We start from the raw sequence: 24,331 nt of genomic DNA, 5'->3' as shown, positions 1-24,331 counted from the left end.
ATGGACGGTTTTGGTTCAAAAATATTTTACTTTATTTGGCTGATGGCGAGCTCCAACTGGGGATCTTTACCAATCAATAATTCTCTCAGGTTAAATGGAGAAACGATATCGGGTTTAATTCCAACGTTTTCATAAAAAGTATCGTTAAGCCCTTTAAATTCGGTAGTCGAAGTAGTTACTTCCATAAAATTGCCAATGCTGAAACTACCCGAATTAAAAATTTCTGTATCAGATAATGGGCCTGTTGCACCATAAGTTTGTTCGCCAATCAGGATGTTTTTATTGTTCCTTAATGCAATAATGGTGATTTCAGACAGGGATGCGGAAAAATTATCGCCAAGTAATATAATGGGTACATTAACCGAATAATCCGTATCGTGCTTTAATCTTGCTTCCAGCCAGGGTAAATAATCAAGTTTACCCAATCCGCTTTTACTTCTGGTGTAACCAAAGGTAATATCTTTAGGAGCGAGTTTACCGGCAAAAAAGTTTAAGTCTATAATATTGCCGCCTGTATTATTCCTTAGATCGAGTATAATTCCCTTAATTGGATTCGATGTTCTTTTAAGCTGTGCAAAGAAATAGTCTAAAATTTGTTTTACCTTATTGCCATCGTTTGATTCGTATGATTGTTTCAGTGCAAATAAATTGCAATGGAAATAAAGTAAGTTATTGTTTATGGTGCCTGATGTAGCCTTTATTACCGTATTTTCAATAACTGCAGTACCATCTCCACTTAAATAACCATTATCCAAATATGTTTTTACAACATCATCGTAATTAAACCTACTGTGAAAATTACTTGTTTTGGATTTCCTATCCGTAGCTGGATTAATGGTAAAGCTGGCAATCACCGGCTCGTTAAACCTAATGCGAAAGTGATTGTCGATCAAATTGCTGGTTATTTCTCTAAAATACGTTACCGCTTTTAGTTTATCACTGTTGCTGTTACTCAAATTATCAAACAAGGGTTTGTATTGTTTGTAAATAGCATCCCAGTCTGTATTATCTTTATCCCAGTAAACATATTGGTTATTCATTTTATCCCAAAATTGGACAAATATTTTGCTGAAGTTATCGGGATTTTCATCAAGGTTCACCGGAGCTTGTTTTTTACAGGAAAGAGCCAATATTGAAACCAGAATGATGAGTATGTTCCTGCAATAACCCGGCAGAAAGAATGTGTCGGGTTGAATTTTAGTTTTCTTCATAGTATTTATCACAGCATTTAATAGCGTAAAACTACTAAATATAGTAGTACAATAATCAATGTTTACCAAATGGAGATTCCGGTAGAATTGGTTCTTCAATTGTGGTGGTTAAGGTGGTGACAAAATAGGTCTTGAATTCCGCTTGATCCGTCTTGATCGCTTTTTTGGACCAATTGGATTGACATAAAAAACCCCTTTAACCATACAATTAAAGGGGTTTTAATGACTTTTAAAAGTCTTTAAGTCGGGGTGGCAGGATTCGAACCTACGACCTCCTGCTCCCAAAGCAGGCGCGATACCGGGCTACGCTACACCCCGAACTTGACCAACGTTTTAAATTAAAAATTAATCTATCCCGTTGTTGGGATTGCAAAAGTACACTATTTATTTATATCTGCAAATATATTTTATTTTTTACTGCTCATTTTTAATGCAATCAATTCTTTTGCTTTTATAATTGTCTAAAAATCTGTTGATTAAGGAATGATTTTTTTGTGAAAAATATGGCTAACGCTTCAATATATTCCGCAGTTTGTATGGAATAAGATACATTCGTCATAATGCCGACCGAATATTCCCTACAAAGAATTTCTCAGGGTGACACTAAAGGGCACCTGAATCTGGGCTGTAGAATTACTCATCACCATTTCTGCTGCTTTTTCTCCCATCATCCTAAAATCCGTAGAAATCGTCGTTATCCCATCCAGAATAATCTTTTTCAGGGGCGTATCGTGGTAAGAAATCACGCCGACATCGCGGCCAACCTTAAAATCCTTCTCCAGGATTCTCTGAACCAGGTCCACCAGGTCGTCCTCTTCCACATTGATATAGGCGAAACCGGATTCAATATCTTCCTGCTCCATACAATCGATGACTCTATACTGGAATGCATAAAGCTCACAGAAACGTGTAAATCCGGCCAGGATCTGTGCAGTTCGGCAGCCATTTTTCCTGAAAATAATAATGAGGGTATGGTACTTTTTCAATGACGCCATCAACTGTTCCAGCGCAGAGAAAATATCCGCTTCAAAATCTTCATAAACAGCTCCGAAAGTACCCTTCACACTATCCACCAGATAATCGAGCAGGATCAGTTTATTTTTCGGCATCGCGTCGATCAGCCGATAAGCTTTTTCCTTAAAATCTGAAAAATAGGGGATAATCAAACATTTGGAATAGGCACTGGATTTTTCCTGTAATAACCGCTTGAACACCTGGTAATCGTTGTGGTAAATATAAAAATCTATAGCTGCATCATTCCCCAAAGTAGCAGAAAATGCATCATAAATAGCCTTTTTATGTACACTCAGCTTATTAAACAACAACATCACCTTCAGTGGCTGATCATAGTTGGTTTCAATGATAAAATATCCTTTCCCGGCAATAGACTTCACCAGTCCCATTTTTTTGAGTTCCTTGTAAGCCCGCTCTACTGTATTTCTTGGGGTATCGAGGTAAAGACTAAGTTCATTGATGGAGGGCAATACATCACCTTTTTTAATCTGGGCCGATTGCATACCCTGAAGCACAAAGTTGATTAACTGGATATATTTTGGCGTGATAGCGTATTCATCAATACTAAACTTGCTCACATAGTTCATCATAGCTAAACAGCTTCTTACAAATTTAAATATACACAAAATACAGATTCTAAAAAGGATTAGAATTTGTTTAAGAACTGCTTTAATCCTTTCCCGCTCCATGGGGTCTATAGGGTGTTAGGTTATTAAACACTTTAAATCATCACAAATGAAAACATTCAGAAATTTAATGCTATTGCTCGTGGCAGTATCATTACTCAGCTCTTGCTTAGTGCAGGAAGGTAGACCGGGAAGAGGACATGGACGCGGTCATGGACATGGTCATCATCGCGGTCATGGCCATTGGTAAACCTTTCCACTATTGAATTTAATAAATTACCGGTAACTTCGGTTACTGGTAATTTATTAAATAAACGGAAATGGATATATCACTAAGGGACAGAACAGCTGTGATCTGCGGCAGTTCACAGGGAATAGGATTCGCAGCGGCAAAAGTCCTGGCTGGATCAGGGGCAAACTGCATTCTCATTGCAAGGGATGAAACCCGTCTTCAGGATGCGCTGGGACAATTAGATACAAACGCTGGTCAGCAGCACAGTTACCAGGTAGCTGATTTTTCTGATGTACAGTCGGTTCAGCAAGCCATACAGGAGATTATTTCAACCCATACAGTACATGTTTTAATCAATAACACGGGTGGCCCAAAAGGAGGTCCGATTATAGCTGCTTCGACAGATCAGTTTGAGCAGGCCTTCAGCCAGCACCTGGTCTGTAACCATATTCTGGTCAACGCAGTCCTGCCAGGGATGAAAAAGGCAGGGTATGGCCGTATCATCAATATCATTTCCACCTCAGTACGTACGCCATTATCTGATCTCGGTGTGTCGAATACCATTAGGGCTGCGGTTGCTTCCTGGTCAAAAACACTTTCAAATGAAATCGGATCTTTCGGCATCACCATCAATAACGTATTGCCAGGTTTAACAGCAACCGGCCGGTTAAAAAGTCTTATCCAGGCTTCAGCCTCCAGTCAACAGATAGATGAGGAAGCTGCGGCAGAAAAAATGACGGCCACAGTGCCACTGAAGAGATTCGGACAGCCGGAAGAAGTTGCCAATGTGATTGCTTTTCTTGCTTCTCCGGCGGCTTCTTATGTCAATGGAACCAGTATTCCTGTCGACGGAGGACGTACACCTACGGTCTGACAGCAAGTGCCGGGCCTCCTTAAATCCCGGAGAAATATCAATTGGGTAAAGGGATGCTGAAATAAAAAGTAGATCCTTTACCTAATTCGCTTTCGACCCAGATTTTACCGGCATGTCGCTGGATAATTTCAGCACTTAAATAAAGGCCGATTCCAAATCCTGAAATTGTACTGTTGTTTTCTACACGGTAGAAACGTTCAAACAGCTTTTGCAGATCCTCTTGTCCGATTCCCATTCCCCGGTCTTTAATGCTGATTTGTGCCATGCCATCAATAATTTCACACCTCAGGTCAATATCTTTATCATTGGGCGCATATTTTATTGCGTTACTCAACAGGTTTGAGATGACATTGCTGATCTTATCCGGATCGGCGAAGACTTCTATCGGCTCATTAACCGCAAAATTGATCTGGTGACTGGATTCCAGACTCGATATTTCTTCCGCGGTAACGATAACCAGCTCATCCAGGCGGAAGGAAGTTTTGTTGAGTGTAATCTTGCCCGATTCCAGGCGCGAGATGTTCAGGAAACCGTTGATCATGCTGGTCATTTTCCTGATTTGCTTTTCTGCTACACTTAAGGCATTCGATGCGAAGCTATCTTCATTTTTCCTGGCCTTGGATTGCAGGATCTGTATGTATCCACTAAGTGAAGTTAAGGGTGTTTTCAGCTCATGGCTCACCATCCCGATGAAGTCATTTTTACGCTGTTCATCCTTTTTCATTTCAGTAATGTCCATCATGAAACCAGAAAACAGGGTATGTTCGCCATGCTCATCCTTGCTTATTTTCCCTAAGGACCTGAGCCAGATCAGTTCCCCGTCGTTAAAACGGTGTTGCGAATAGGTCATGTCATAATCACCGCCATTGGAAATAGCTTTCTCTATTTCTTCGCTGATGATCTGACGATAGTCGTCAGTAATGTGGGTCAGGGATTTTTCGTAGGTCAAAGGTTCTTCCTCCTCATAACCAATGAGCTTCGCCAGCATGGGGTTATACTTCAGTGATTTGGTTACCGGGTCAAGATGCCATGCACCTAGTTTAGCCGCATCTATGGCCAGGCGCATCATTTCTTCTGTCTTTTGAAGTTCGTGTTTGATCTTTACCTGCTCAGTAATTTCATTCGCCACCTGCATAATGCCAGTAACAGTCCCGTCTTTGTCTCTGATGGGTTGATAAATCAGGTTGAGATAACTTTCGACCATTTCTCCCTGGCGTTCAATATAGGCTTTGACCTCATTTCCATAGAAAGTGTGACCAGTGGTGATTACATCATCCAGGATCTGTAAGAAAGGCTGTCCGTCAAGTTCAGGCATGGCTTCCGCAAGCGGATTGCCTATGACTTCTTTCGTTTTTCCCCATATTTCAAACATCTTTTGATTGGCAATGTCGATGATCAGTTCGCGTCCCTGAAATATATTGATGGCTACTGGTGCCTGTTCCACTAATGAACGGAACCTGGCTTCGCTTTCTGCAAGTTCCCCGATATACCTCAGCAGGTTTCCCTGTGCGATGGCAAGTTCTTCATTTGTCGCCATCAGCTCCTCATTGGAAGCGGTCATTTCCTCGTTTATAGTGGACAGCTCGTTGTTCAGGTCCTGTAAGCTGAGTTGGTTTTGTTCCAGTTGTTTCCGGGCATCAACTTTATGGGTGACATCGATAACGGTAACAAGAACACCCGTTCTTAGCCCTTCCACATCCATCAGTGGTTGGTAGTAATAGTCTACATAGTATAATCGGGGACCATTGGCTTTATGAAAGATAACAGGTTTTTCTTTGTTGGTAATGGATTCCCCAGTTTCCAGCACATGCTTCCATTGCTCGGGATAAGGCTGGCTCTTTAATTCCGGGAATACCTGTAATATCGGTTTACCGATCACTTCCTCCTCCTCTTTATTCCAGAAGGAGAGGAGGGCCTGGTTGGTAAATTCAATGACCTGATCGGGACCCCGCAATACGACAACCGGCGATGGCTGCTGATTTAAGATGTCGTCCAGTTTCTGTTCACTGTACAACAGTTCTTTGTTGGTGAGTTGCAGGCTTACCTGTAACCGGTTCATTTCGGTTATGGTGACCGATAGTTGTTCGTTTACAGCAATCAGCTCTTCGTTGGATGCCAACAGCTCCTCATTCATGGTTTGCTCGCGTTCCATTCCGTCAGCTAGTGCCTGGGTACGTCTGTAAACCCTGTCTTCCAGTTCGGTGTTGAGTATATTTAGTTTTTCCAGGGTAATCTGGTATTCTTCATTCAGCGCACTTAATTCTTCATTTGCCGCGGCAAGCTGTTCATTGAGTTCTTTTTCCCGGTGCAGGGCTTCTTCCTTTTCCCTGGCTTTTTCCAGACGATCCCTGTTCAGGTGACGCTCCGTAATGTCTGTAGCGGTGTGCATGATACAGATGGTCTTGCCTTCTGCATCTTTTATGGCCCTGTATTCAAAATCGAAATAAAAGGTTTGTAAAACTCCGTCAACGATTAAATCTGCAGCGGTGTCCGTTCCGGAAAGGGTTAATCCTTCATTCCAGACCCTTTTGAACATTTCGATGAAGGGTTGTCCTTTGAGTTCAGGCAGTGCATCTTCGAGCGTTTTGCCGATGATACTCCTATCTTTGTCCCAGATGCGTAACATGGCATCATTGGCGCTTTGTATGATTGCATCTTCGGTTATATGGATGGCCGTTGCTGTTTTTGTTAAATTAAATACTTCTAAAAGTTGCTCGTTGGATAAAAAAGGCAATGGAAGACTCATTCAGGAGAATTTATAGATTCACGATTCGATGTATTGCCAAATTTGCGATTAATATTTTAAGCGTTAAAATTTTTGGGACAATTGATGATTAATATTCTGTTATGCTTGTGGGTAAGCTGGTTAGTTACGTTCTGCAGGTTGAGGTGTTTCCACCGGTGGAATTAAACTAAGCTCTTGCTGTTTAAGGATATTAAACTTGAATAGTACTTCTGTTGGCACTAATTTTCTTGTACACTTATTGATATCAGCTCCTTCTTTTTTCCACAGATATGGACGGAAGCTGTAAGAGCTATTTCCATCCAGGCTGGAAATAAACTGATCCCAGGAAGTCCATCTCAGGCCTTTGTAAAAGTCATTCAGGTTACTGTCAAAACAGAAAAGGATAAATTCTCCATAACCAGCACCCAGAGGCTCCCAGTTCAGGCTATTCGGAGCCAGGTAGTATACGTTCTTTAAATCATCACCAAAAGCACCATAGTTAATGGCGAAAAAGCCGCCTACAGCATCGTCAGCGATGAGTACATAACCCGGTCTGTCGCCATAGTCTTTGATCGTTTTTCCTCTGTTCCACTCCGGAACATTACGGTTTAATCTTTCACTTCCAGATCCTAAAATCCTTACCCAGCCGTTGTCGATCATGATACCACCAGTATTGTAAATAATTGCACCCAGTGTGGAATAGGTGGAAACCTGCATGTTGTACAATGCTTCTTTGGCTTTCGCTGAATCTACAGGAAGCACCTCAATCTTATTTTTTGCAGCATCGATCCATTTTTTTACCAATGGCCATGCCGGATCGGTCTTGTTAATCAATTCATCCAGGCTCACCATTTTATTTTGTGCAAAAGTGCCTGAAGTAAGTAGTGCTAAGCCAACTAAAGAGAGGAATTTGATGATGCTTTTCATGGATAATTACTAATGTTTCTCAAATATAGAATGATAAATTAAAAAATCATCGATTTGATCGTGGAAATAAAAAATAGAGATGAAATGATTACAAACAAAATCATTAACTTACCTGAAGGAAGATAAGCGCGTATATTTTACTCAGGTAAACACTGTATCCTATGAAAAGTAAGCTAAAATTAATTTACCTGTCCCTGACCGCATTGATGTTGTGGTTCGCGCTTGGCTTGCAGTTTTATATCTCTATCGGAAAAGACATGGCAGAAGGGCGGTCTTTAGCTGGGGCTATCGTACAGGTGCTAAGTTATTTTACCATTCAGACCAATTTGCTGATTGCAGTGGCGTTCAGTTCCATCCTGATCCTTCCCGGGACTTCCTGGGGGCGGTTCTTCTCCAGGACATCGGTGTTGACAGCGATCAATGTCTATATTAATATCGTCGGATTGGTTTATGCCTTTGTTCTTAAAGGGTTATGGAAGCCTGAAGGACTTTTTAAACTGGCCGATTATCTGTTGCATACTGCCAGTCCGGTGTTGTATCTTTTATTCTGGCTTTTCTTTGTGAAGAAGCAGCTTATTCCCTGGAAGCGGGTCTTTCCCTGGGCTCTGTTTCCGCTGGTGTATTTATTTTACAGTTTGATCAGGGGATATTTTACCGGCTACTATCCTTATCCTTTTGTTGATGCTGCTAAAATTGGCTATCAGCAGGTATTCATCAATTCCCTGCTGGTTCTTCTTGTTTTTATGGTGATCAGCGCAGTTTTTATCACCATCAATCGTGTATTGAAAAGGGATGAAAGCCTTGCTTAAGCCTTTTTTTTCTGGCTGTTTCCTGTTCAGGAATTGTTGAAATTTGTGTGTAAGATCATTTCTGTAAATTAAAATTATATTTAGTATTGCAGGTGCTGATCTTCATGTGATGGTCTTTTGAATCCATAAAATAGTTAGATGATGAACCCTGTTGCCGGTAAAACCAGATTACATGTTGTTGATGCGCTGAGAGGCTTTGCGCTGGTTTCTATTATGCTCCTGCATAATCTTGAACATTTTGACGTGTATTTTCTGCCGCCGCATTTACCGGAATGGCTGTTGAGTCTGGATAAAAAAATATGGGATAGCCTGTTCTTCCTTTTTGCCGGTAAGTCGTACGGAATTTTTGCCCTGTTGTTCGGGTTGACATTTTATATTCAGCTGAACTCCCGGATGGAAAAGGGCGAAGACTTCAGGGGCAGGTTTGCCTGGAGATTGGTGTTGCTGCTGTTCTTCGGAGCCATTAATTCCATGTTTTATCAGGGGGATATCCTCACTATTTATGCACTGGTGGGCTTTCTGATTATTCCCCTGGCAAAGCTGAGCGACCGTGCCCTTCTGTACATCGCGATTATCCTGTTGCTCCAGCCTTTGGAATGGTGGAATGTGATACATGGATTGCAGCTGGATCCTGGTGTGAAGTTAAGTGATCCTGCATCATGGACGTATTTTGGCAGGATGGACGAATATATTAAGGGCAGTTCTTTCCTTGCCACGGTAAAAGGTAACCTGCTGAATGGGAAATTGGCCTGTGTGTTCTGGTCCTGGGAAAATGGACGCTTCTTTCATATTCTTTCCCTGTTTATTTTCGGGATGCTTACCGGAAGGAAGAAATTGTTTGCTGATTCCCCAGAGAATAAACGCTTCTGGACGAAAACACTGATGGTGTCAGCGATATCGTTCGCTGTATTGTATGTGGTTAAAGAAAATGCGGCTTCGTTTATTAAAAGTGAGGCAGTTCTTCGTCCGTTTACCACTATTGAGACATCATGGACGAATATTTCCTTTATGACGGTTCTGATCGCCGGTTTTTACCTGCTGTATCAAACTGCTGCCCTTCATCGTGCACTGGATGTGTTTTCAGCGATAGGGCGGATGAGTTTGTCGAATTATATCCTGCAATCTGTCCTGGGTTCTACCCTTTATTACGGATTTGGTTTTGCCTTGTACCAATATACCGGTGCTACGTTCAGCCTGGTCATAGGGATTTTACTTGCTATTTTGCTGGGTATTTTAAGTACCTACTGGGCTAAAGGCCATAAAAGAGGCCCGCTGGAAGAGCTATGGTTCAGGGCTACCTGGTTTGACAAGAAGAAATAACAGCTGATAAAATATCGGAGATAATTCGTTACATTTACTTATGTCCGTTAACAGCGATCAGTTTTATAATGAGCTCTCTGCAAGTCGCCTGGCACTTGCTGATCTGCTGATCAAACCGGATGTGTTCCGCACTGTCCCGGCTGACTGGCATGTGATCATTACAGATATCAAAGGATCTACACACGCTGTCTTAAACGGGCTTCATGAATCGGTCAATCTTATTGCTACCGGAAGTATAGTCACGGTATTGAATCTGTCATTTAAAGCAGGGATCACTGTGCCTTTCTTTTTTGGTGGGGACGGAGCTACCTTTATTGTTCCTCCCGCTGTGATGGAAAAGGTGATGCCTGCGCTGCTCTTGTACAGGCAGAGTACAATGGATAATTTCGGGCTGGAACTTCGTGTAGGTACATTGCCGGTAGCCGCGATCTATGCGCAGGAGTATCAGCTGCAGATCAGTAAATTCAGGGTGTCCGACGCTTTTTTCATTCCGGTAATACTGGGAAATGGACTGAATTATGCGGAGAAGCTGATCAAGGCGGAGGATTACCTGTTTAATTTAGAGGTGGGCGCAACTGATGAACTGGACCTGAGTGGTATGCAATGCCGCTGGGATAAGATTGAGCCCCCTGAAAATAGCCATGAGATTGTTACGCTCCTGATTATTGCCGGAGAACGTGTGCCGCAATACATTGCATTCAGCAAAGCAATCCGGTATATTGATGATATTTATGGAAGCCCGCAGAAGAGACAGCCTATTTCTGTAGCCAAGCTCAGGCTGAATACTACTTTTAATAGGCTTAGTCTCGAAATGCGCGCCAAAATGGGAAAGATCAGGCTTTTCGAATTGATCAGGACCTGGCTGACAAACCTGTATGGATTTATTTATTTCAGCACCAGAAAGGGGAAAGACTACCTTGACCGCCTGGTGGAAATGTCGGATACCCTCGTGATTGATGGAAAGATCAATACTGTGATTTCAGGTAATTCTTTACAACGCGGCAGACTGTGTAAAGTGTTGGATACGCTTGAAGCCAAAGGAGAGATCTGCTATGGGTTTCATGTGAGTAAAGATGCCGTGATGTCCTGTTATGTACGTGATTTGGAAGATGGTCATATCCATTTTGTTGACGGATCTGAAGGAGGGTATACGCAGGCCGCTGCGATGTTGAAATCCAAGTTGATCTCCCGTCTGTAATTCTTTTTTATTTAACCTTAAATTGTTGATTTTTTTAAAACAACTTGCTCATTTATCTGTTTGTGAGTTTTTTATTGTTGTTTTAATTTGTAAACAATTTGATTGTTTTTAAAAAATAAATAGCTGTAAATTAGATTTTTGTGTTTTATTTTTTGAAACTTTACAATTCTTTTGGTGTGCTTGATTTACAAATTTGTACTTTTGAGTTCACACACGCCCTTATTTAAAACACAGAAATTTACTATGGAAATTAATGAATCAGCGGAAACAAAAACAACCTACACATCGGATCAGGCCTACCAGCAATCATTAGCTTATTTTAAGGGAGATGATCTTGCGGCGCGGGTCTGGGTGAACAAGTATGCCCTTAAAGATTCCTATGGGATAATCTATGAAGGGACACCGGATGACATGCACCACCGGATAGCAGAAGAGATATCAAGAATTGAACAGCGCTATCCCAATCCCTTGTCAGAACAGGAGGTTTTTGAGCTGATCAGAAATTTTAAATATATTATCCCCCAGGGAAGCCCTATGACAGGCATCGGTAATCCCTATCAGATTGCCTCACTTTCCAATTGCTTTGTGATCGGTAATGAGGGCGATTCAGATTCATATGGAGGGATCATGAAAATTGATCAGGAGCAGGTGCAGCTGATGAAAAGACGGGGCGGGGTTGGTCATGACCTTTCCCATATCCGTCCCAAAGGTTCGCCGGTTAAAAATTCGGCACTGACTTCCACAGGTATTGTTCCTTTTATGGAGCGCTTTTCCAATTCTACCCGCGAAGTGGCACAGGATGGCAGGAGAGGAGCCCTGATGCTGTCGGTGGCCATCAAACACCCTGATTCGGAAGACTTCATTGATGCAAAAATGGAACAGGGAAAAGTTACCGGTGCAAATGTTTCTGTACGGATTGATGATGAGTTTATGAAAGCCGTACAGTCCGGAGAATCCTACAGGCAACAGTACCCGATCGACAGTAAATCGCCCCTGTACAAAAAAGATATTGAACCGACTGCCTTATGGAAAAAGATTGTGCATAATGCATGGCGTTCTGCCGAACCGGGAATTTTGTTCTGGGATACCATTATCCGGGAATCTGTGCCGGATTGTTATGCAGACCTGGGCTACAAAACGGTGTCGACAAATCCTTGCGGTGAGATTCCCCTTTGCCCGTACGATTCCTGCCGTTTATTGGCCATTAACCTGTTTTCTTATGTGGAACAGCCGTTTACTCAGGAAGCTTACTTTAACTGGGAGCTTTTTAAAGCGCATATCCATGCTTCACAGCGCATCATGGATGATATCATCGACCTGGAACTGGAGAAGATTGATGCCATTTTACTGAAGATTGATGAAGATCCCGAAGGTGAGGAATTGAAACGCACAGAGAAAAACCTCTGGCTGAATATCCAGACTAAAGCAAATGAAGGCAGAAGGACCGGAATAGGCATTACTGCCGAAGGAGATATGCTGGCTGCACTGGGCCTGCGTTACGGCAGTGATGAAGGGGCAGATTTTGCCGTTGAAATCCATAAAACGATTGCTGTGGAGGCTTACCGGGCTTCTGTAAAAACAGCAAAGGAAAGGGGTGCCTTCACTATTTTTGATGCAGAGCGTGAGAAAAATAATCCCTTTATCCTGCGCCTGAAAGAAGCAGATCCGGAGTTGTATTATGATATGCTGGAATATGGACGGAGAAATATAGCCTTACTGACGATCGCACCAACAGGAACGACAAGCCTGATGTCACAAACGAGTTCAGGAATTGAACCGGTGTTTATGCCGGTGTATAAAAGGAGAAGAAAAGTGAATCCCGGTGATAAAGATGTGCGTGTGGATTTTGTGGATGAAGTAGGTGATTCATGGGAAGAATATGTGGTATTCCACCACCGTTTTAAACAATGGATGGAGGTGAACGGATTTGATACTACGAAAAATTATTCCCAAAAGGAATTGGATGAACTGATTATACAGTCTCCTTATTATAAATCCACTTCCAATGATGTCGATTACCTGAAAAAGGTGAAGATGCAGGGCCGCATCCAAAAATGGATCGACCATTCCATTAGTGTTACGATTAATATGCCTGCCGATGTGACGGAAGAAGTAGTAGGCGAATTGTACATGGAAGCCTGGATGTCGGGCTGCAAAGGGGTAACTGTGTACCGTGATGGTTCCCGTTCCGGTGTACTGATCGCGAATACAGAGACGAAGACGGAAGAAGAAACTGAGGAAAGTCAGCTGATCTTCCCCACCACCAGACCGGCAGTGCTGGAAGCGGATGTTGTACGTTTTCAGAACAGTAAGGACAAATGGATTGCATTTATCGGATTGATTGAAGGTAAACCCTATGAGATTTTTACAGGTTTTGCTGATGATGAGGATGGCATCCTGATCCCAAGATGGGTGAATGATGGGGCTATTATTAAAAATAGAGATGCTGATGGTGGCTCACGTTACGATTTTCAATATAAAAATAAACGCGGGCATAAGACCACTATTGAAGGCTTGTCTTATAAGTTCAATCCTGAATACTGGAACTATGCGAAGCTGATTTCCAGTACACTGCGACATGGGATGCCTATAGAAAAGGTGGTTGATCTGATCAATAGCCTGCAATTGGATGAATCTATCAATACCTGGAAAAATGGGGTGGCACGTGCATTGAAACGTTATGTTCCTGACGGTACGGAAGCGAAAAAACAACAATGTCAGAATTGCTCTTCCACAAACCTGCATTATCAGGAAGGCTGCCTGACCTGCAAAGATTGCGGATCTTCCAAATGCGGATAAGGTAATGCTGCCTGTCGTTTCATCATGGTCAGGATTGTTTAAAGTCTGAAGACCAGCAAATACTAAATGATTAAAAAAGGAAGAGGCTGTATCATAAATCATGATCAGCCTCTTTTTTTATTTATAGCTTCTGTCTCTGCTTATTTTTTATAACATTTTTTCGCAGCACTATTGACACAATTATTTGATTTTCATATATTTAATGTATTAAAACACACTAGATATGGCAATCAGAGAACCCGTATTTAAGCCCTATAACCAACAGCAGATTCTTGCCATCCCGCCCACTCTTGATGAATTAATTCCTGATTCCCATCCTGTTAGAGTTGTAAATGAGGTGATTAATAAGATTAGTATAGAACCTCTTCTAAAAGCCTACCACATTAAAGGCAGTTCCAGCTATCATCCCCAACTTTTGCTTAAAGTTCTGGTTTATGGTTATCTCACCAATATCTATTCGAGCCGTAAGCTGGCTGCCGCTTGCCGTGAAAGCATCTACTTTATGTGGCTGAGCTCCATGAGCTACCCAGATCACAATACCATCAACCGTTTCCGGGGTGTACGCCTGAAACATGCCCTTCGCAGTGTATTTGAGGATGTGGTAAAACTACTTGCCGCTGAAGGCTTATTAAGCATTGAGGAAATCAATACCGACGGGACTAAGATCGAAGCTAGTGCCAACAGGTACACTTTTGTCTGGAAGAAATCCATTCAGACCAATAAGGAAAAAATGAAAAAGCAGCTGACCCACATTTGGGAATATGCGCAACAGGTGGCCAGTGATGAAGACAAGATGCCTGAGCCGCCTGATTTTAAACAGATTGATAGTGAGAAGGTAAAGCAAGCTGTAGAGCAGCTGAATGAAAAGCTTGCCGGGCGGAAAGATATAGACAAGAAAGTGAAGGATAAGCTAAATTATGTAACTAAAAATTATCCGCAGAATATAGCCAGATATGAAGCTCAGGAGGCTATTTTGGGCGAGAGAAACAGTTATAGCAAGACAGATACAGATGCTACTTTCATGCGGATGAAAGAAGACCACATGAAAAACGGACAGCTGAAGCCCGGCTATAATGTACAGATATCTACCTCTAACCAGTTTATCGTCAATTACACGATACATCCCAACCCAACCGACACGACTACCCTGAAGATCCACCTGGAACAACACGTAAGCAGCTTTGGAAAAGCACCAAAGAAACTTACAGCAGATGCAGGCTATGGTTCTGAGGAAAACTACCAACTGCTGGAAGATCAGAAAGTTGAGGCTTTTGTGAAATATGGCATGTTCGATAAACAGCAGAAGGGTAAGTACAACAGCAAATCTCCTTTTGGGGCAGACAAGCTTTTTTATAACCAGCAGCAGGATTGTTATATCTGCCCAATGGGCCAGCAAATGCTGTCAATCGGGTCTTACACAAAAAAGACGACAACAGGCTTTAAGCAAACCCTTAAAAGATACCAGGCAAGGAATTGTGAAAACTGTCCTATGAGAGCAGTTTGCCATAAATCAAAAGAGAACCGCATCATTGAAATCAATGAAAACCTGAACAGGCTTAAGCAAAACGCATTCGAAAAGCTGAACAGCGAAGAAGGAATACAGCGGCGAAAGAAACGATGTTATGATGTAGAACCTGTCTTCGGAAATATCAAACAGAACCACGGGTTCCGCCGCTTTAGGCTCCGTGGAAAGGAAAAAGTGGCCATCGAATGGGGCTTACTCGCAATTGCACAAAATATCAGAAAAAAAGCAGCCTAAAAGAGCTGTTTCATTGACCTTTTTCAAAATCAGATGACTAAAATGCAAATGAACGCGTTGGTGTCCAGAGATGGTACAAAACTTATTAAAATAAAAAAGGCTGCATCATCTAATTTGATACAGCCTCTTCCTTTTTGTATATATTGAGGTGTTGTCTTTTCTGGTTACTTGTTTTTCCTGATCAATAAAATACCATCCACCTGACTTAGACTTGTTTTAGCCTGATCTGCACCCGTATAAATGGTTCCGTTTAAAGAATTTATGGTATAGGTCACACTAAAGTTCTTCGTGTTTTTAGTCATACTCATCATTGACCTGGGAAAAATATAATCGTATTTAGGACCAGTATTCAGCTGATCTTTATCCGGCTGACCTTTGTAGGCAGCCGCATTTTTGTGATTTGTAATGAGATCGGACAGTAGTTTTTTCAGGTCGTAGCGGATCCGTTCGCCATTGATCTCCACTACCAGTGAGCCATTTTGATAATACTGTTTGATTGTTACCTGTTCTATGTTGCTTTTGGTCAGCTCATTATTGTAATATATTCCCTGCACGATGATGTCATATCCTTTCACGCTCACTGCATTCTCCTGCTGCGTGCCAATCCTGTAATAAGTATTTTCGGGATCTTGTATATTGGGTAGACCGGGATAGGCGAATTTTTCCAAACCCAGATGACGCTCCATCCATTTTAGTTTTTCTTCCTGGAACAGGTAGCGGTCAAATCTGTCGTGGTTGTATTTATTCTTTGATATTTTCTTTAAGGAGTCTTTCACCTTCTCCAGGTCCTTGTCGATATAGGGTTGCAAAACCTCCAGATCGTATTTTCTGACCAGGTAATCTACTGTTGCAATAGCACGTTCGCCATCTTTTTTACTGAGGTTCTTTACTTTGCTTAGCTTTCCATTGCTGAAGGCACGATGTTTTTTAAATTGCTTGACGAGGATTCTTTTCTGGGAAAGGATTGCGACCGACTCAGCACTTTGCGGACCATACACAGAAAGCAATGCAAGGATACAGAGGGTAACAGGGATGACTTTGATGTTCTGTTTGCGTGAAAGCAGAAAATAGACGGAGATAAACAGTAACCAGACCGCAAGGAGGATCAGGAAATACCTGGATTCGGTAATGCCGTAACTGAATATCCGGGTGCCTACCGCTAAAAATAACAGGGCAAGCAGGGGCAGCATTAAAAAATAAAAGCTGTTGGCAAAGGTTTTTATCCATTTGTTTTCTTCCTGTTCGCGAATGGGGAAGACCAGCAACAGGGAAAGAATGCCGAACACGGCATAGCCCAAAATGAGGTTGGATACATATCCTTTTGGCAGGTTCCACTGGATCAGTATTTTGATCTCATAGGCCAATAAGATCGCTACGTATACCGTAGCCAATGGAATCAATACATATTGGGTGAAAATCTTAAGTCCCTTGGGATAGCTGAAATCTTTGTCGAGCGCCGGCAGGTCCTGGGGGACGCCGGCAAGGAAGAATATGGTGTTGAACATCCCTGCTATCCAGATGAAGAGGATCAGAAAGGTATCGTATTTAAAATCAAAGTTGAACAAGAGGTTCATGGCGCCTATTGCAGCTGCAAGTCCGAGGAAGAGGACCACACTGTACAATGCGCTGGTGGTGATCCGTAAGAAGAGTGTTTTGTTAAATTGCCAGAAGCCCTGTATGGTACCGCGATTGAGGAATGCCGTAAAGGCAACAAGCAGGTGTGAGGCCAGGCACAATAGTAAAAAACGCATGGCATCTGCCTGGTGTTCCATCGGATTGATCAGGAATATCAGTGAAGCTGCAGCTATGGCAGTGACCATTTTAAAGATCAGCTTCCCTGAATTTTTCTCCCCCTTACTTTCCAGATAGAGCGTAGCAGCCATACTGAGGAGTACACCCAGGTTGGCTACCATCATCACCCGTATACACCAGTTTTCCATCACTGGTTCAATGTTTTTGACTTCTACATTGATACTTGCAGCTATCGTGCCTGCAAGGGCAAACAGGATTTCGAAAGGAAAACGTTTCCCTACGTAGCGGGTACTTGATAATAAACTTTGTAATGATGGGAATGCCATATGCAATCAGTTTTAACGAATTTATTTAAAATTAATCATAAAATAGTATTTCGCTCTAATTCTATACCATTGTGATAAATGACGGGCGTGATATGTCTGGAATCCCGGAAAGATCCAGGTGTTATGTATTCCTCTTTAGCTGCGTTTTACAAATCTTCAGGCTTAATACCGAATTAACCTGAGTGAATTAACTTTGTGTTGATGTATCAGACTGATTCGAACGCCAGTGAACATATCTTATTAAATAAGCTGTCTGATGGGGATATAGCAGCCTATGAGCAGTTGTTTGATCAATACTGGCCTGTCCTTTACCGGAAAATCTATAGCCGTGTACTCGATTCGGATCTGACAAAAGATATCCTGCAGGATTTATTTATTGCCGTTTGGGATAAACGCCGGCAGCTGAAGGTGAAGTCGCTCGATGCCTATATGTATGGGATGGCCCGAAATCAGGTGAATAATTATTTCAGGAGACAGGGAGATAAGATCCCGGTGTCTTTAGATGATGAGCTGCACCTGGAATTATCGGGTATAGCGTATACGGATGAACTGATTGCGTCCAGGGAGACCGAAGCCTGTATCCGGGAGACGATAGGGAAGATGCCTGAAACGATGCGCAAATGCATTGAATTGTTCCGTGACAAAGGTCCCGCAATCAGGGAAATGGCCGCAGAATTGAATATTTCTGAACAGACGGTAAAAAATAATCTTCATGCTGCACGCCAGCGATTGAAAGAGGCTATACTGAATATGGATACTTTTGCAGGTTTCATCCTGTTCCTGTTTTTTTAATGCGCTTGCTGCGCTGTTTACCGAAGGAATATCCCTTGCCTTTTGTTGTGCTGCTAATTTAATGTAGACTTAACACTGGCTTAAAGTACCTTTCCGGATTTTCTGCCACTTCATGGTGTGCTGCAGGAAGCAGCCGAACAAGAAATAGATGAGAATGGAGAAAAGCGAGCATACATCAGGAAGTTTTCAGGAGAACGATATTTTTATACCTGAACTTGAGGACAGCCATAAAAGGCATGAACTCAGGAATTCGATCTGGCAAAACCTTGAGCGGCATGCCCTGGCATCGAAACAGCGGCAACGAAGGATACGCCTGTACAGCTATAGTGCTGCGGCGGCATTGGTTGCTGTGCTGTGCAGTGTCAGTTTTTATTTTCTTTCAGCGGATCCTTCAGCCGGTTACCAGTACTATCAGACCCGGGCCGGGGAACAGAAATCGGTTACACTGGCTGATGGTTCTGTGTTGCAGTTAAATGCCGATACGCGGGTTGGAATTGCCACTGACGGCTGGAAAAAACGCCGTAAGGTTTTTCTGGATCATGGAGAGGTATTTTTTAAAGTCGCCAGAAATCCACAGGTTCCTTTTGTTGCAACAACAAAGATGTTAAGCATTAAAGTTTTGGGAACCTCTTTTAATATTCGTGCCTATAGGAATGAGAAGGAGGAAGTCAGGGTAAAAACCGGAAAGGTGATGGTGGCTAGCCGCCAGAGTGAGTCGGGCAGGATCATTACCCCCGGTTATATGGTGTCTATGATTTCTGAAAAGGCGAGGCTGAATGTGCAGAAAGTTGTAGCCGCTGAAAGTGATTCCTGGACTTCCGGGGTTTACCATTACCTGGACCAGCCGCTTTCAAAGATCCTTGCCGATCTGGAGCGGGTTCATCGGGTGAAATTTGAAGTGAGTAAACGTGTGGAACTTACCCGTAATTATACGGTTCAGCTGGATAAAATAACCTTACAGGAAGCGATAGGTAAGCTGGAACTGATGGGAGAAATGCAAATGTCGCGTAAAGCAGATACCATTTATGTTAAAGCATCAGCCGACTGAGAAGATAAATAAGAATAAATAAATTACCAAATAACCCCTCAAATAAAATTACGCCCTGCTCTAACAGGGCGTAAAGAATAAATGTTTACCAAATCAATTAATTGATATCCAATCAAAATTATGCTTTTTTTATTTAAAATCAGAGTCGCCAGGCATTATATCTCTATGCTGGCCTTTTTAACTGCATTCCATGTAATGCTCCCGAACAGTACCAGGGCCCAACAGGCCGCTGTCATCAATGTGGTGACTTCCGGCCAAAGCCTGAAAGAAGAGCTTAGCAAACTGGCACAGGATAACAATTATGCGCTGGAGTATCAGTCCGATCTGTTTAAGGCAGGCCGGAAATCCAGGGTGCTGAACCTGAAGAATGTGACCCTTCCGCAGGCATTACGAATCCTTCTGGAAAAGGAAGAAGTAGATTTTGTGATCCAGGGAAAAGGGATTGTCCTTTATCAGAAGTCAAAACAACAGACACAGGCCCCGAGAGTGATTTCCGGTCGTGTGCTGGATGGGGAAGGTCATCAGTTGCCTTTTGCCAGTGTACAGCTGAAACCTGCTTCTTTGGTGACTACGACTGACGAACGCGGATCTTTCAGTTTTCCGCCCGTGGAATATGGCAATTATGAAATTGTTGTTTCTTATATGGGCTTTGAAAAGCAGAAGATCAGCGTTGCCTTACTGGAAGGTGTGCAATTGCAACCGCTCCGGATTGAGCTGAGCCCGAATACCAAGGCATTGGCAGGGGTTACGGTGACTGGAATGCGGCGTGGAGAAGCGACCGCCCTGAGTGTGATGAAGGAAGCGACGAATATGAAGTATGTGTTGTCGCAGGAACAGATTGAACGTTTTCCTGATCTGACTGTAGGGGAATCCCTGCAACGTGTTCCCGGTTTAACGATGGCCTATTCTTATGGTCGCCCCCAGGCTGTAATTATGAGGGGGCTGGAGGCTGAAGACGGATCGGTGACGATCAATGGAAACAGGGTGCCTTCAACTGAACCACGCTACAGAACGGTCGACTTAAACGGGATCCTTGCGGCTACGGTAGACCGTATTGAAGTGGTGAAAACACTGACCCCGGATATGGATGCGGATGGTACTGCAGGAACGATTAATATCGTCACCAAGACACCGCCGGGACAATCGCAGTTTCTCGATATCAGAAGTTCAGGAGGATACAATATGATGTCATCCAAGGGCAGTTTTGACGGGGGACTTACCTATGGGGCGAGGAAAGATAAATGGGGATTTATTGTGGGTGGAAATTATAGTAAATCCGGTCGTGGTGAGGACAGGATCAAGAAGTCGTACGGCAGTGCGCTTGGCGATGAGGAGCTGTATACTTTACTAAAAGGTATTGAGCTGGAAGCGACAGATTTGAAACTCCGCAATTTTGGTGTGCAGGCAGAATTGAATTTTTATCCCAGAGAGAATGAATTGTTCTATCTGAGAGGAAGTTATAATGGCTACCTGGATGTTCAGCAGCAGCATAACCTGAATTATTCCATAAAAGATTATACGACACACGACCGTGCAGAGAATATCACCCTTGAAGGCAATGGCTGGTACAGGGAGAGTGCCCGTAATACCATGATGTTCTCAACGGGTGGAAAGAAGTTCCTGGGAAGGTTGCAAATGGATTATGATGTGAGTTATGCCGGTGGATTTTTTAAGAGTAAGAAAGATGTAAGGACTGTCTTTGAACAGAAGAAACTTGCCGGGGATATTGATCTGGGGAATCCTGAAGCCCCTCAGATTGCTTTTGATAAAGCTGGGGTGATGGATCCTGAGTTGTTTGCCTACAAGTACCTGCGTGACCGGAGGGATGAAGCGGAAGATGAAGACTGGAATGCGAAGCTGAATTTTAAGTATCCTTTCCGTATTTTCTCTAAAGATCAGGGATATTTCCAGGTAGGAGGACGTTTCAGACATAAGTCGACGAACAGGAACCGTGGCGAAGATGAGTATGCGGCAGTGGATAAACTGACCCTTACCAATTTTGTTTCTCCCTTCAGCCGCTCTGACTTTTTCCATGACAGCTATGGACTAAGCCTTTTTCCAGATGCGCTTTCGCTGAATAATTACCGGTTACAGCATCCTGCAGCATTCGAAATTGATGAAACGGGGAGTATCCGTAATTCTACACCTGATACTTATGAAGGTACCGAGACTTTAAAGGCAGCGTATATGATGGCCACCTGGAATGTTGGTGCGCTGGAAATGGTTGCAGGAGTTCGATACGAAAGAACGGGATTAAAGTATACCGGAAATATGCTGGTCCTGGGACCTGATGATGTATATGTGGATGCCATCAATGTTCATGCTGATAAGGATTTTGACGGTTTCCTGCCAAGTGTGAACCTGCGTTATGCGCTAACCAAAAGAACCAACCTGAGGGCTGCGGCAACACGTTCCCTGTCCCGCCCCGGATATTTTGACCTGGTACCATGGGAAGAAGTGCGTGAAGATAATGGAAATATCAAAAGGGGAAACCCCGACCTGACACAGGCTTTTACCAATAATTATGACCTGATGGCTGAACATTATTTTCAGTCGGTGGGACTCCTGTCGGCCGGATTCTTCTATAAAGATGTAAAGAATAAAGTCTACAAGGAAAAGGTAGATCAGATTGGCGGGGAGTGGGATGGATACACCATTGAGACACCAAGGAATGGTAAAAATGCAACGGTCTATGGCCTTGAGTTTGCATGGCAGCAACAGTTTACTTTCCTTCCCGGTGCTTTGAACGGACTTGGAATATATGCAAACTATACGCGCGTGTGGTCGGAAATGCGTACCCCAAATGTAGATGAGGGACGTAAAGTAGCATTGCCGGATGCCCGTCCGAGTTCGGGGAATATTGCTATCTCTTATCAGAAGTATGGTTTCTCCGGCAGGATTGCCGCCAACTTTTATGGTACCTATGTGAGATCTGTAGGGAATACACCTGCTGAAGATAGTATGGAAAACGGACGTACACAGCTTGACTTTTCCGCTTCGCAAAAGATCTATAAAAAGTTTTCTGTCTTTGCAGGACTCAATAACCTGACTAATGCCCCGATTTCTACGAGATACAGGGATGGGCGACCAGACAATGACCGGAATTACGGAGTGTGGGGAAATATCGGATTCAGGTATTCCGCATTCTAGAAGGATCAGGGAATTGATAAAAACAAAAGGAACAGGTGGGGCTTATCAGTTACCATGCACAGCAACGTAAATACCTGAGGAAAGCCCCACCATTTTAATAAAATAATAAACGAAGGAAACATCATGATTTTTATAGCACACTGGTGCGACTGCCTCATGAAAACTTCATCCTCTTTACAACAAATTAGATAAACATGAAAATTACAAGAGAAATATATACTAAAAGTATAATAGGTTATTTATGTATAGCCATGTGTTTTACAGCATGCAAGACCAAAAAAGAAGAGCGGATACCAGAAAAAACTACTGTTGTCACCTATCAACTCAGCGGTTTGCAGGACAGTAACAGTTATGTGGATAGTGTGCCTGCAATATTTGCACTGGAAGATACTTCCCTTATGGAATCTTCAGGTCTGGCATTTAGTGTAAATCATCCGGGTCTTTTATATACCCATGAAGACAGTAAGTGTACGAATAAGATCAGCATCATCAATACGCTGGGTAAAAACACGGGCAGTATCTGGCTTGAAGGGCTGGAGAATCGTGACTGGGAGGATATCTCTGTTGCCAGGTCGGCTGTAGACTCTACGTCTTATATTTATGTGGCAAATATTGGCGACAATGGCCGTAAATATGAGGAGGTCCAGATTTTCAGGTTCCCTGAACCTATGTTTCCTGGGAAAGATATTAAAGTTGTGCCCCAGCAGATGAAAATTGTCTATCCGAATGGTCCGGTGAATGCGGAAACTATCCTGGTTGACCACAACAGTTCCGATATCTGGATAGTCAGTAAGGAAACATCGGGTGCAACCTTGTATAAACTGAACTGGAGTACGTCTGATGTGGTGGTGGCGCAGCCGATGTTGCGTATGCCGTTTGAGAAAATCACCGGGGGCGATATTTCCAGGGATGGAGCCAGGATCATCTTGCGGTCCCGCTCAGCAATTTATTTGTGGGAGAAAAAAGCGGAGGTCTCTGTTGCTGAAGCAATGGCTGCGGCTCCCTCAAAAATTCCTCATCTCAAAGAAAACCAAAGTGAAGGGATCTGTTTTAAACCGGATGGAACAGGTTTTTTTACCAGCACGGAGATCAAAAGAAAATCGGCAGAGAAACCTTATATCAGTGAATATAGCAGTAAAAGCAGCAGGTAAATACGGCGTAATGGCATAGGAAAAGAATTTCTTTATGTAGACGAAGCAAGAATTTCTGTAACGAATTGACAGTTTGTTCGTCTTACTTTAAATTTTTGAAATGAACTTTATAGGCAACATTATCTGGATCGTATTTGGAGGAATATTTATCTTTTTTGAGTATCTCATTGGAGGTTTAATCCTGTGTCTGACCATCGTGGGAATTCCTTTTGGTATACAATGTATTAAGTTTGCTGTAGTTGGACTGGCACCATTTGGTGTAAAAATTACAGATATCGCTTCAAATACAGGTTGCCTGTCGACTGTGATGAATATCATCTGGCTGATCTTTGGTGGATTCTGGATTGTGTTGACCCACCTGCTGTTTGGTATCCTTTTCTGTCTGACGATTGTAGGTATTCCGTTTGGAATGCAGCACTTTAAGCTAATGAATCTGGCATTCTCGCCATTCGGGAAGTCGATAAGTTAATCTTTTGCAGAGAAAAAGTATTCCAAGCAAAAAGCATCCAAAACAAAAAGCGTTCAATGGGAGATCGTATTGGGACTGCATTAAGAGGTCGTTCGTTAGCAAAGAACTTTTCATAGAAAAGTGTATAAAAACAAAAAGAGGAAATCTGT

Annotated in this window: 16 protein-coding genes and 1 tRNA gene; 11 read left to right on the top strand and 6 right to left on the bottom strand. The window is 42.7% G+C overall.

The features are described 5' to 3' along the window. Positions 1-26 precede the first annotated feature (26 nt). The 3 genes from ACSBL2_RS18790 to ACSBL2_RS18780 all read right to left on the bottom strand — a co-directional run bounded on the left by ACSBL2_RS18790 (position 27) and on the right by ACSBL2_RS18780 (position 2,815). Positions 27-1,211, bottom strand: coding sequence for a S41 family peptidase (locus ACSBL2_RS18790; RefSeq protein WP_442588093.1), 1,185 nt, complete (start codon positions 1,209-1,211; stop codon positions 27-29). 244 nt (positions 1,212-1,455) lie between these two features. Next, positions 1,456-1,529 (bottom strand) — tRNA-Pro (locus ACSBL2_RS18785). A 260-nt stretch (positions 1,530-1,789) separates the two neighbouring features. Beyond that, positions 1,790-2,815 carry a substrate-binding domain-containing protein gene (locus tag ACSBL2_RS18780; protein WP_442588092.1) on the bottom strand — a complete coding sequence of 342 codons (1,026 nt, stop codon included), beginning with the start codon at positions 2,813-2,815 and terminating at the stop codon, positions 1,790-1,792. A gap of 356 nt (positions 2,816-3,171) precedes the next feature. Here ACSBL2_RS18780 and ACSBL2_RS18775 point away from each other — a divergent pair, with 356 nt between their 5' ends. Beyond that, positions 3,172-3,957: an SDR family oxidoreductase gene (locus ACSBL2_RS18775; protein ID WP_442588091.1), complete on the top strand. Its 786-nt coding sequence runs from the start codon at positions 3,172-3,174 to the stop codon at positions 3,955-3,957. 37 nt (positions 3,958-3,994) lie between these two features. Here the strand turns inward: ACSBL2_RS18775 and ACSBL2_RS18770 are convergent, their stop codons facing one another. Continuing rightward, positions 3,995-6,703, bottom strand: a complete 2,709-nt coding sequence (locus ACSBL2_RS18770; protein ID WP_442588090.1) for a PAS domain S-box protein — start codon at positions 6,701-6,703, stop codon at positions 3,995-3,997. 120 nt (positions 6,704-6,823) lie between these two features. After that, the gene (locus ACSBL2_RS18765) at positions 6,824-7,609 is read right to left on the bottom strand and encodes a DUF2625 domain-containing protein (protein ID WP_442588089.1); all 786 of its coding nucleotides are present in this window, start codon (positions 7,607-7,609) and stop codon (positions 6,824-6,826) included. A 161-nt stretch (positions 7,610-7,770) separates the two neighbouring features. Here ACSBL2_RS18765 and ACSBL2_RS18760 point away from each other — a divergent pair, with 161 nt between their 5' ends. The 5 genes from ACSBL2_RS18760 (at position 7,771) to ACSBL2_RS18740 (ending at position 15,494) form a co-directional block, all read left to right on the top strand. Further along, the gene (locus ACSBL2_RS18760; protein ID WP_442588088.1) at positions 7,771-8,418 is read left to right on the top strand and encodes a Pr6Pr family membrane protein; all 648 of its coding nucleotides are present in this window, start codon (positions 7,771-7,773) and stop codon (positions 8,416-8,418) included. 138 nt (positions 8,419-8,556) lie between these two features. Further along, entirely contained in the window at positions 8,557-9,738 is a 1,182-nt protein-coding gene (locus ACSBL2_RS18755; protein WP_442588087.1) for a DUF418 domain-containing protein, read from the top strand. A gap of 40 nt (positions 9,739-9,778) precedes the next feature. After that, on the top strand, positions 9,779-10,936 hold the full coding sequence (locus tag ACSBL2_RS18750; protein WP_442588086.1) for a DUF3095 family protein: 1,158 nt from the start codon (positions 9,779-9,781) through the stop codon (positions 10,934-10,936). A 243-nt stretch (positions 10,937-11,179) separates the two neighbouring features. Beyond that, positions 11,180-13,735 carry an adenosylcobalamin-dependent ribonucleoside-diphosphate reductase gene (locus ACSBL2_RS18745; RefSeq protein WP_442588085.1) on the top strand — a complete coding sequence of 852 codons (2,556 nt, stop codon included), beginning with the start codon at positions 11,180-11,182 and terminating at the stop codon, positions 13,733-13,735. Between the two features lie 223 nt (positions 13,736-13,958). Next, the gene (locus ACSBL2_RS18740) at positions 13,959-15,494 is read left to right on the top strand and encodes an IS1182 family transposase (RefSeq protein WP_442587581.1); all 1,536 of its coding nucleotides are present in this window, start codon (positions 13,959-13,961) and stop codon (positions 15,492-15,494) included. Positions 15,495-15,658: 164 nt separating this feature from the next. On the opposite strand, the gene ACSBL2_RS18735 is transcribed toward ACSBL2_RS18740, so the two are convergent. Continuing rightward, positions 15,659-17,572 carry a DUF4153 domain-containing protein gene (locus tag ACSBL2_RS18735; protein WP_442588084.1) on the bottom strand — a complete coding sequence of 638 codons (1,914 nt, stop codon included), beginning with the start codon at positions 17,570-17,572 and terminating at the stop codon, positions 15,659-15,661. A gap of 201 nt (positions 17,573-17,773) precedes the next feature. On the opposite strand from ACSBL2_RS18735, the gene ACSBL2_RS18730 reads away from it, so the two are divergent. From ACSBL2_RS18730 to ACSBL2_RS18710, 5 genes are all read left to right on the top strand, one after another. Continuing rightward, entirely contained in the window at positions 17,774-18,364 is a 591-nt protein-coding gene (locus ACSBL2_RS18730) for an RNA polymerase sigma factor (RefSeq protein WP_442588083.1), read from the top strand. 154 nt (positions 18,365-18,518) lie between these two features. Then, positions 18,519-19,412 (top strand): FecR family protein, encoded by an 894-nt coding sequence (locus ACSBL2_RS18725; RefSeq protein ID WP_442588082.1) that lies wholly within the window; start codon positions 18,519-18,521, stop codon positions 19,410-19,412. Between the two features lie 120 nt (positions 19,413-19,532). Continuing rightward, positions 19,533-22,562 (top strand): TonB-dependent receptor, encoded by a 3,030-nt coding sequence (locus ACSBL2_RS18720; RefSeq protein ID WP_442588081.1) that lies wholly within the window; start codon positions 19,533-19,535, stop codon positions 22,560-22,562. 194 nt (positions 22,563-22,756) lie between these two features. After that, on the top strand, positions 22,757-23,713 hold the full coding sequence (locus tag ACSBL2_RS18715; RefSeq protein ID WP_442588080.1) for a hypothetical protein: 957 nt from the start codon (positions 22,757-22,759) through the stop codon (positions 23,711-23,713). Positions 23,714-23,813: 100 nt separating this feature from the next. Then, the gene (locus ACSBL2_RS18710) at positions 23,814-24,182 is read left to right on the top strand and encodes a YccF domain-containing protein (protein ID WP_442588079.1); all 369 of its coding nucleotides are present in this window, start codon (positions 23,814-23,816) and stop codon (positions 24,180-24,182) included. Positions 24,183-24,331 lie beyond the last annotated feature (149 nt).

Origin of the sequence: Pedobacter sp. AW31-3R, assembly GCF_052180285.1 — a bacterium.
In the GTDB taxonomy this organism is placed as follows: Bacteria; Bacteroidota; Bacteroidia; order Sphingobacteriales; family Sphingobacteriaceae; genus Pedobacter.
This window is presented reverse-complemented; position numbering and strand designations above follow the sequence as displayed.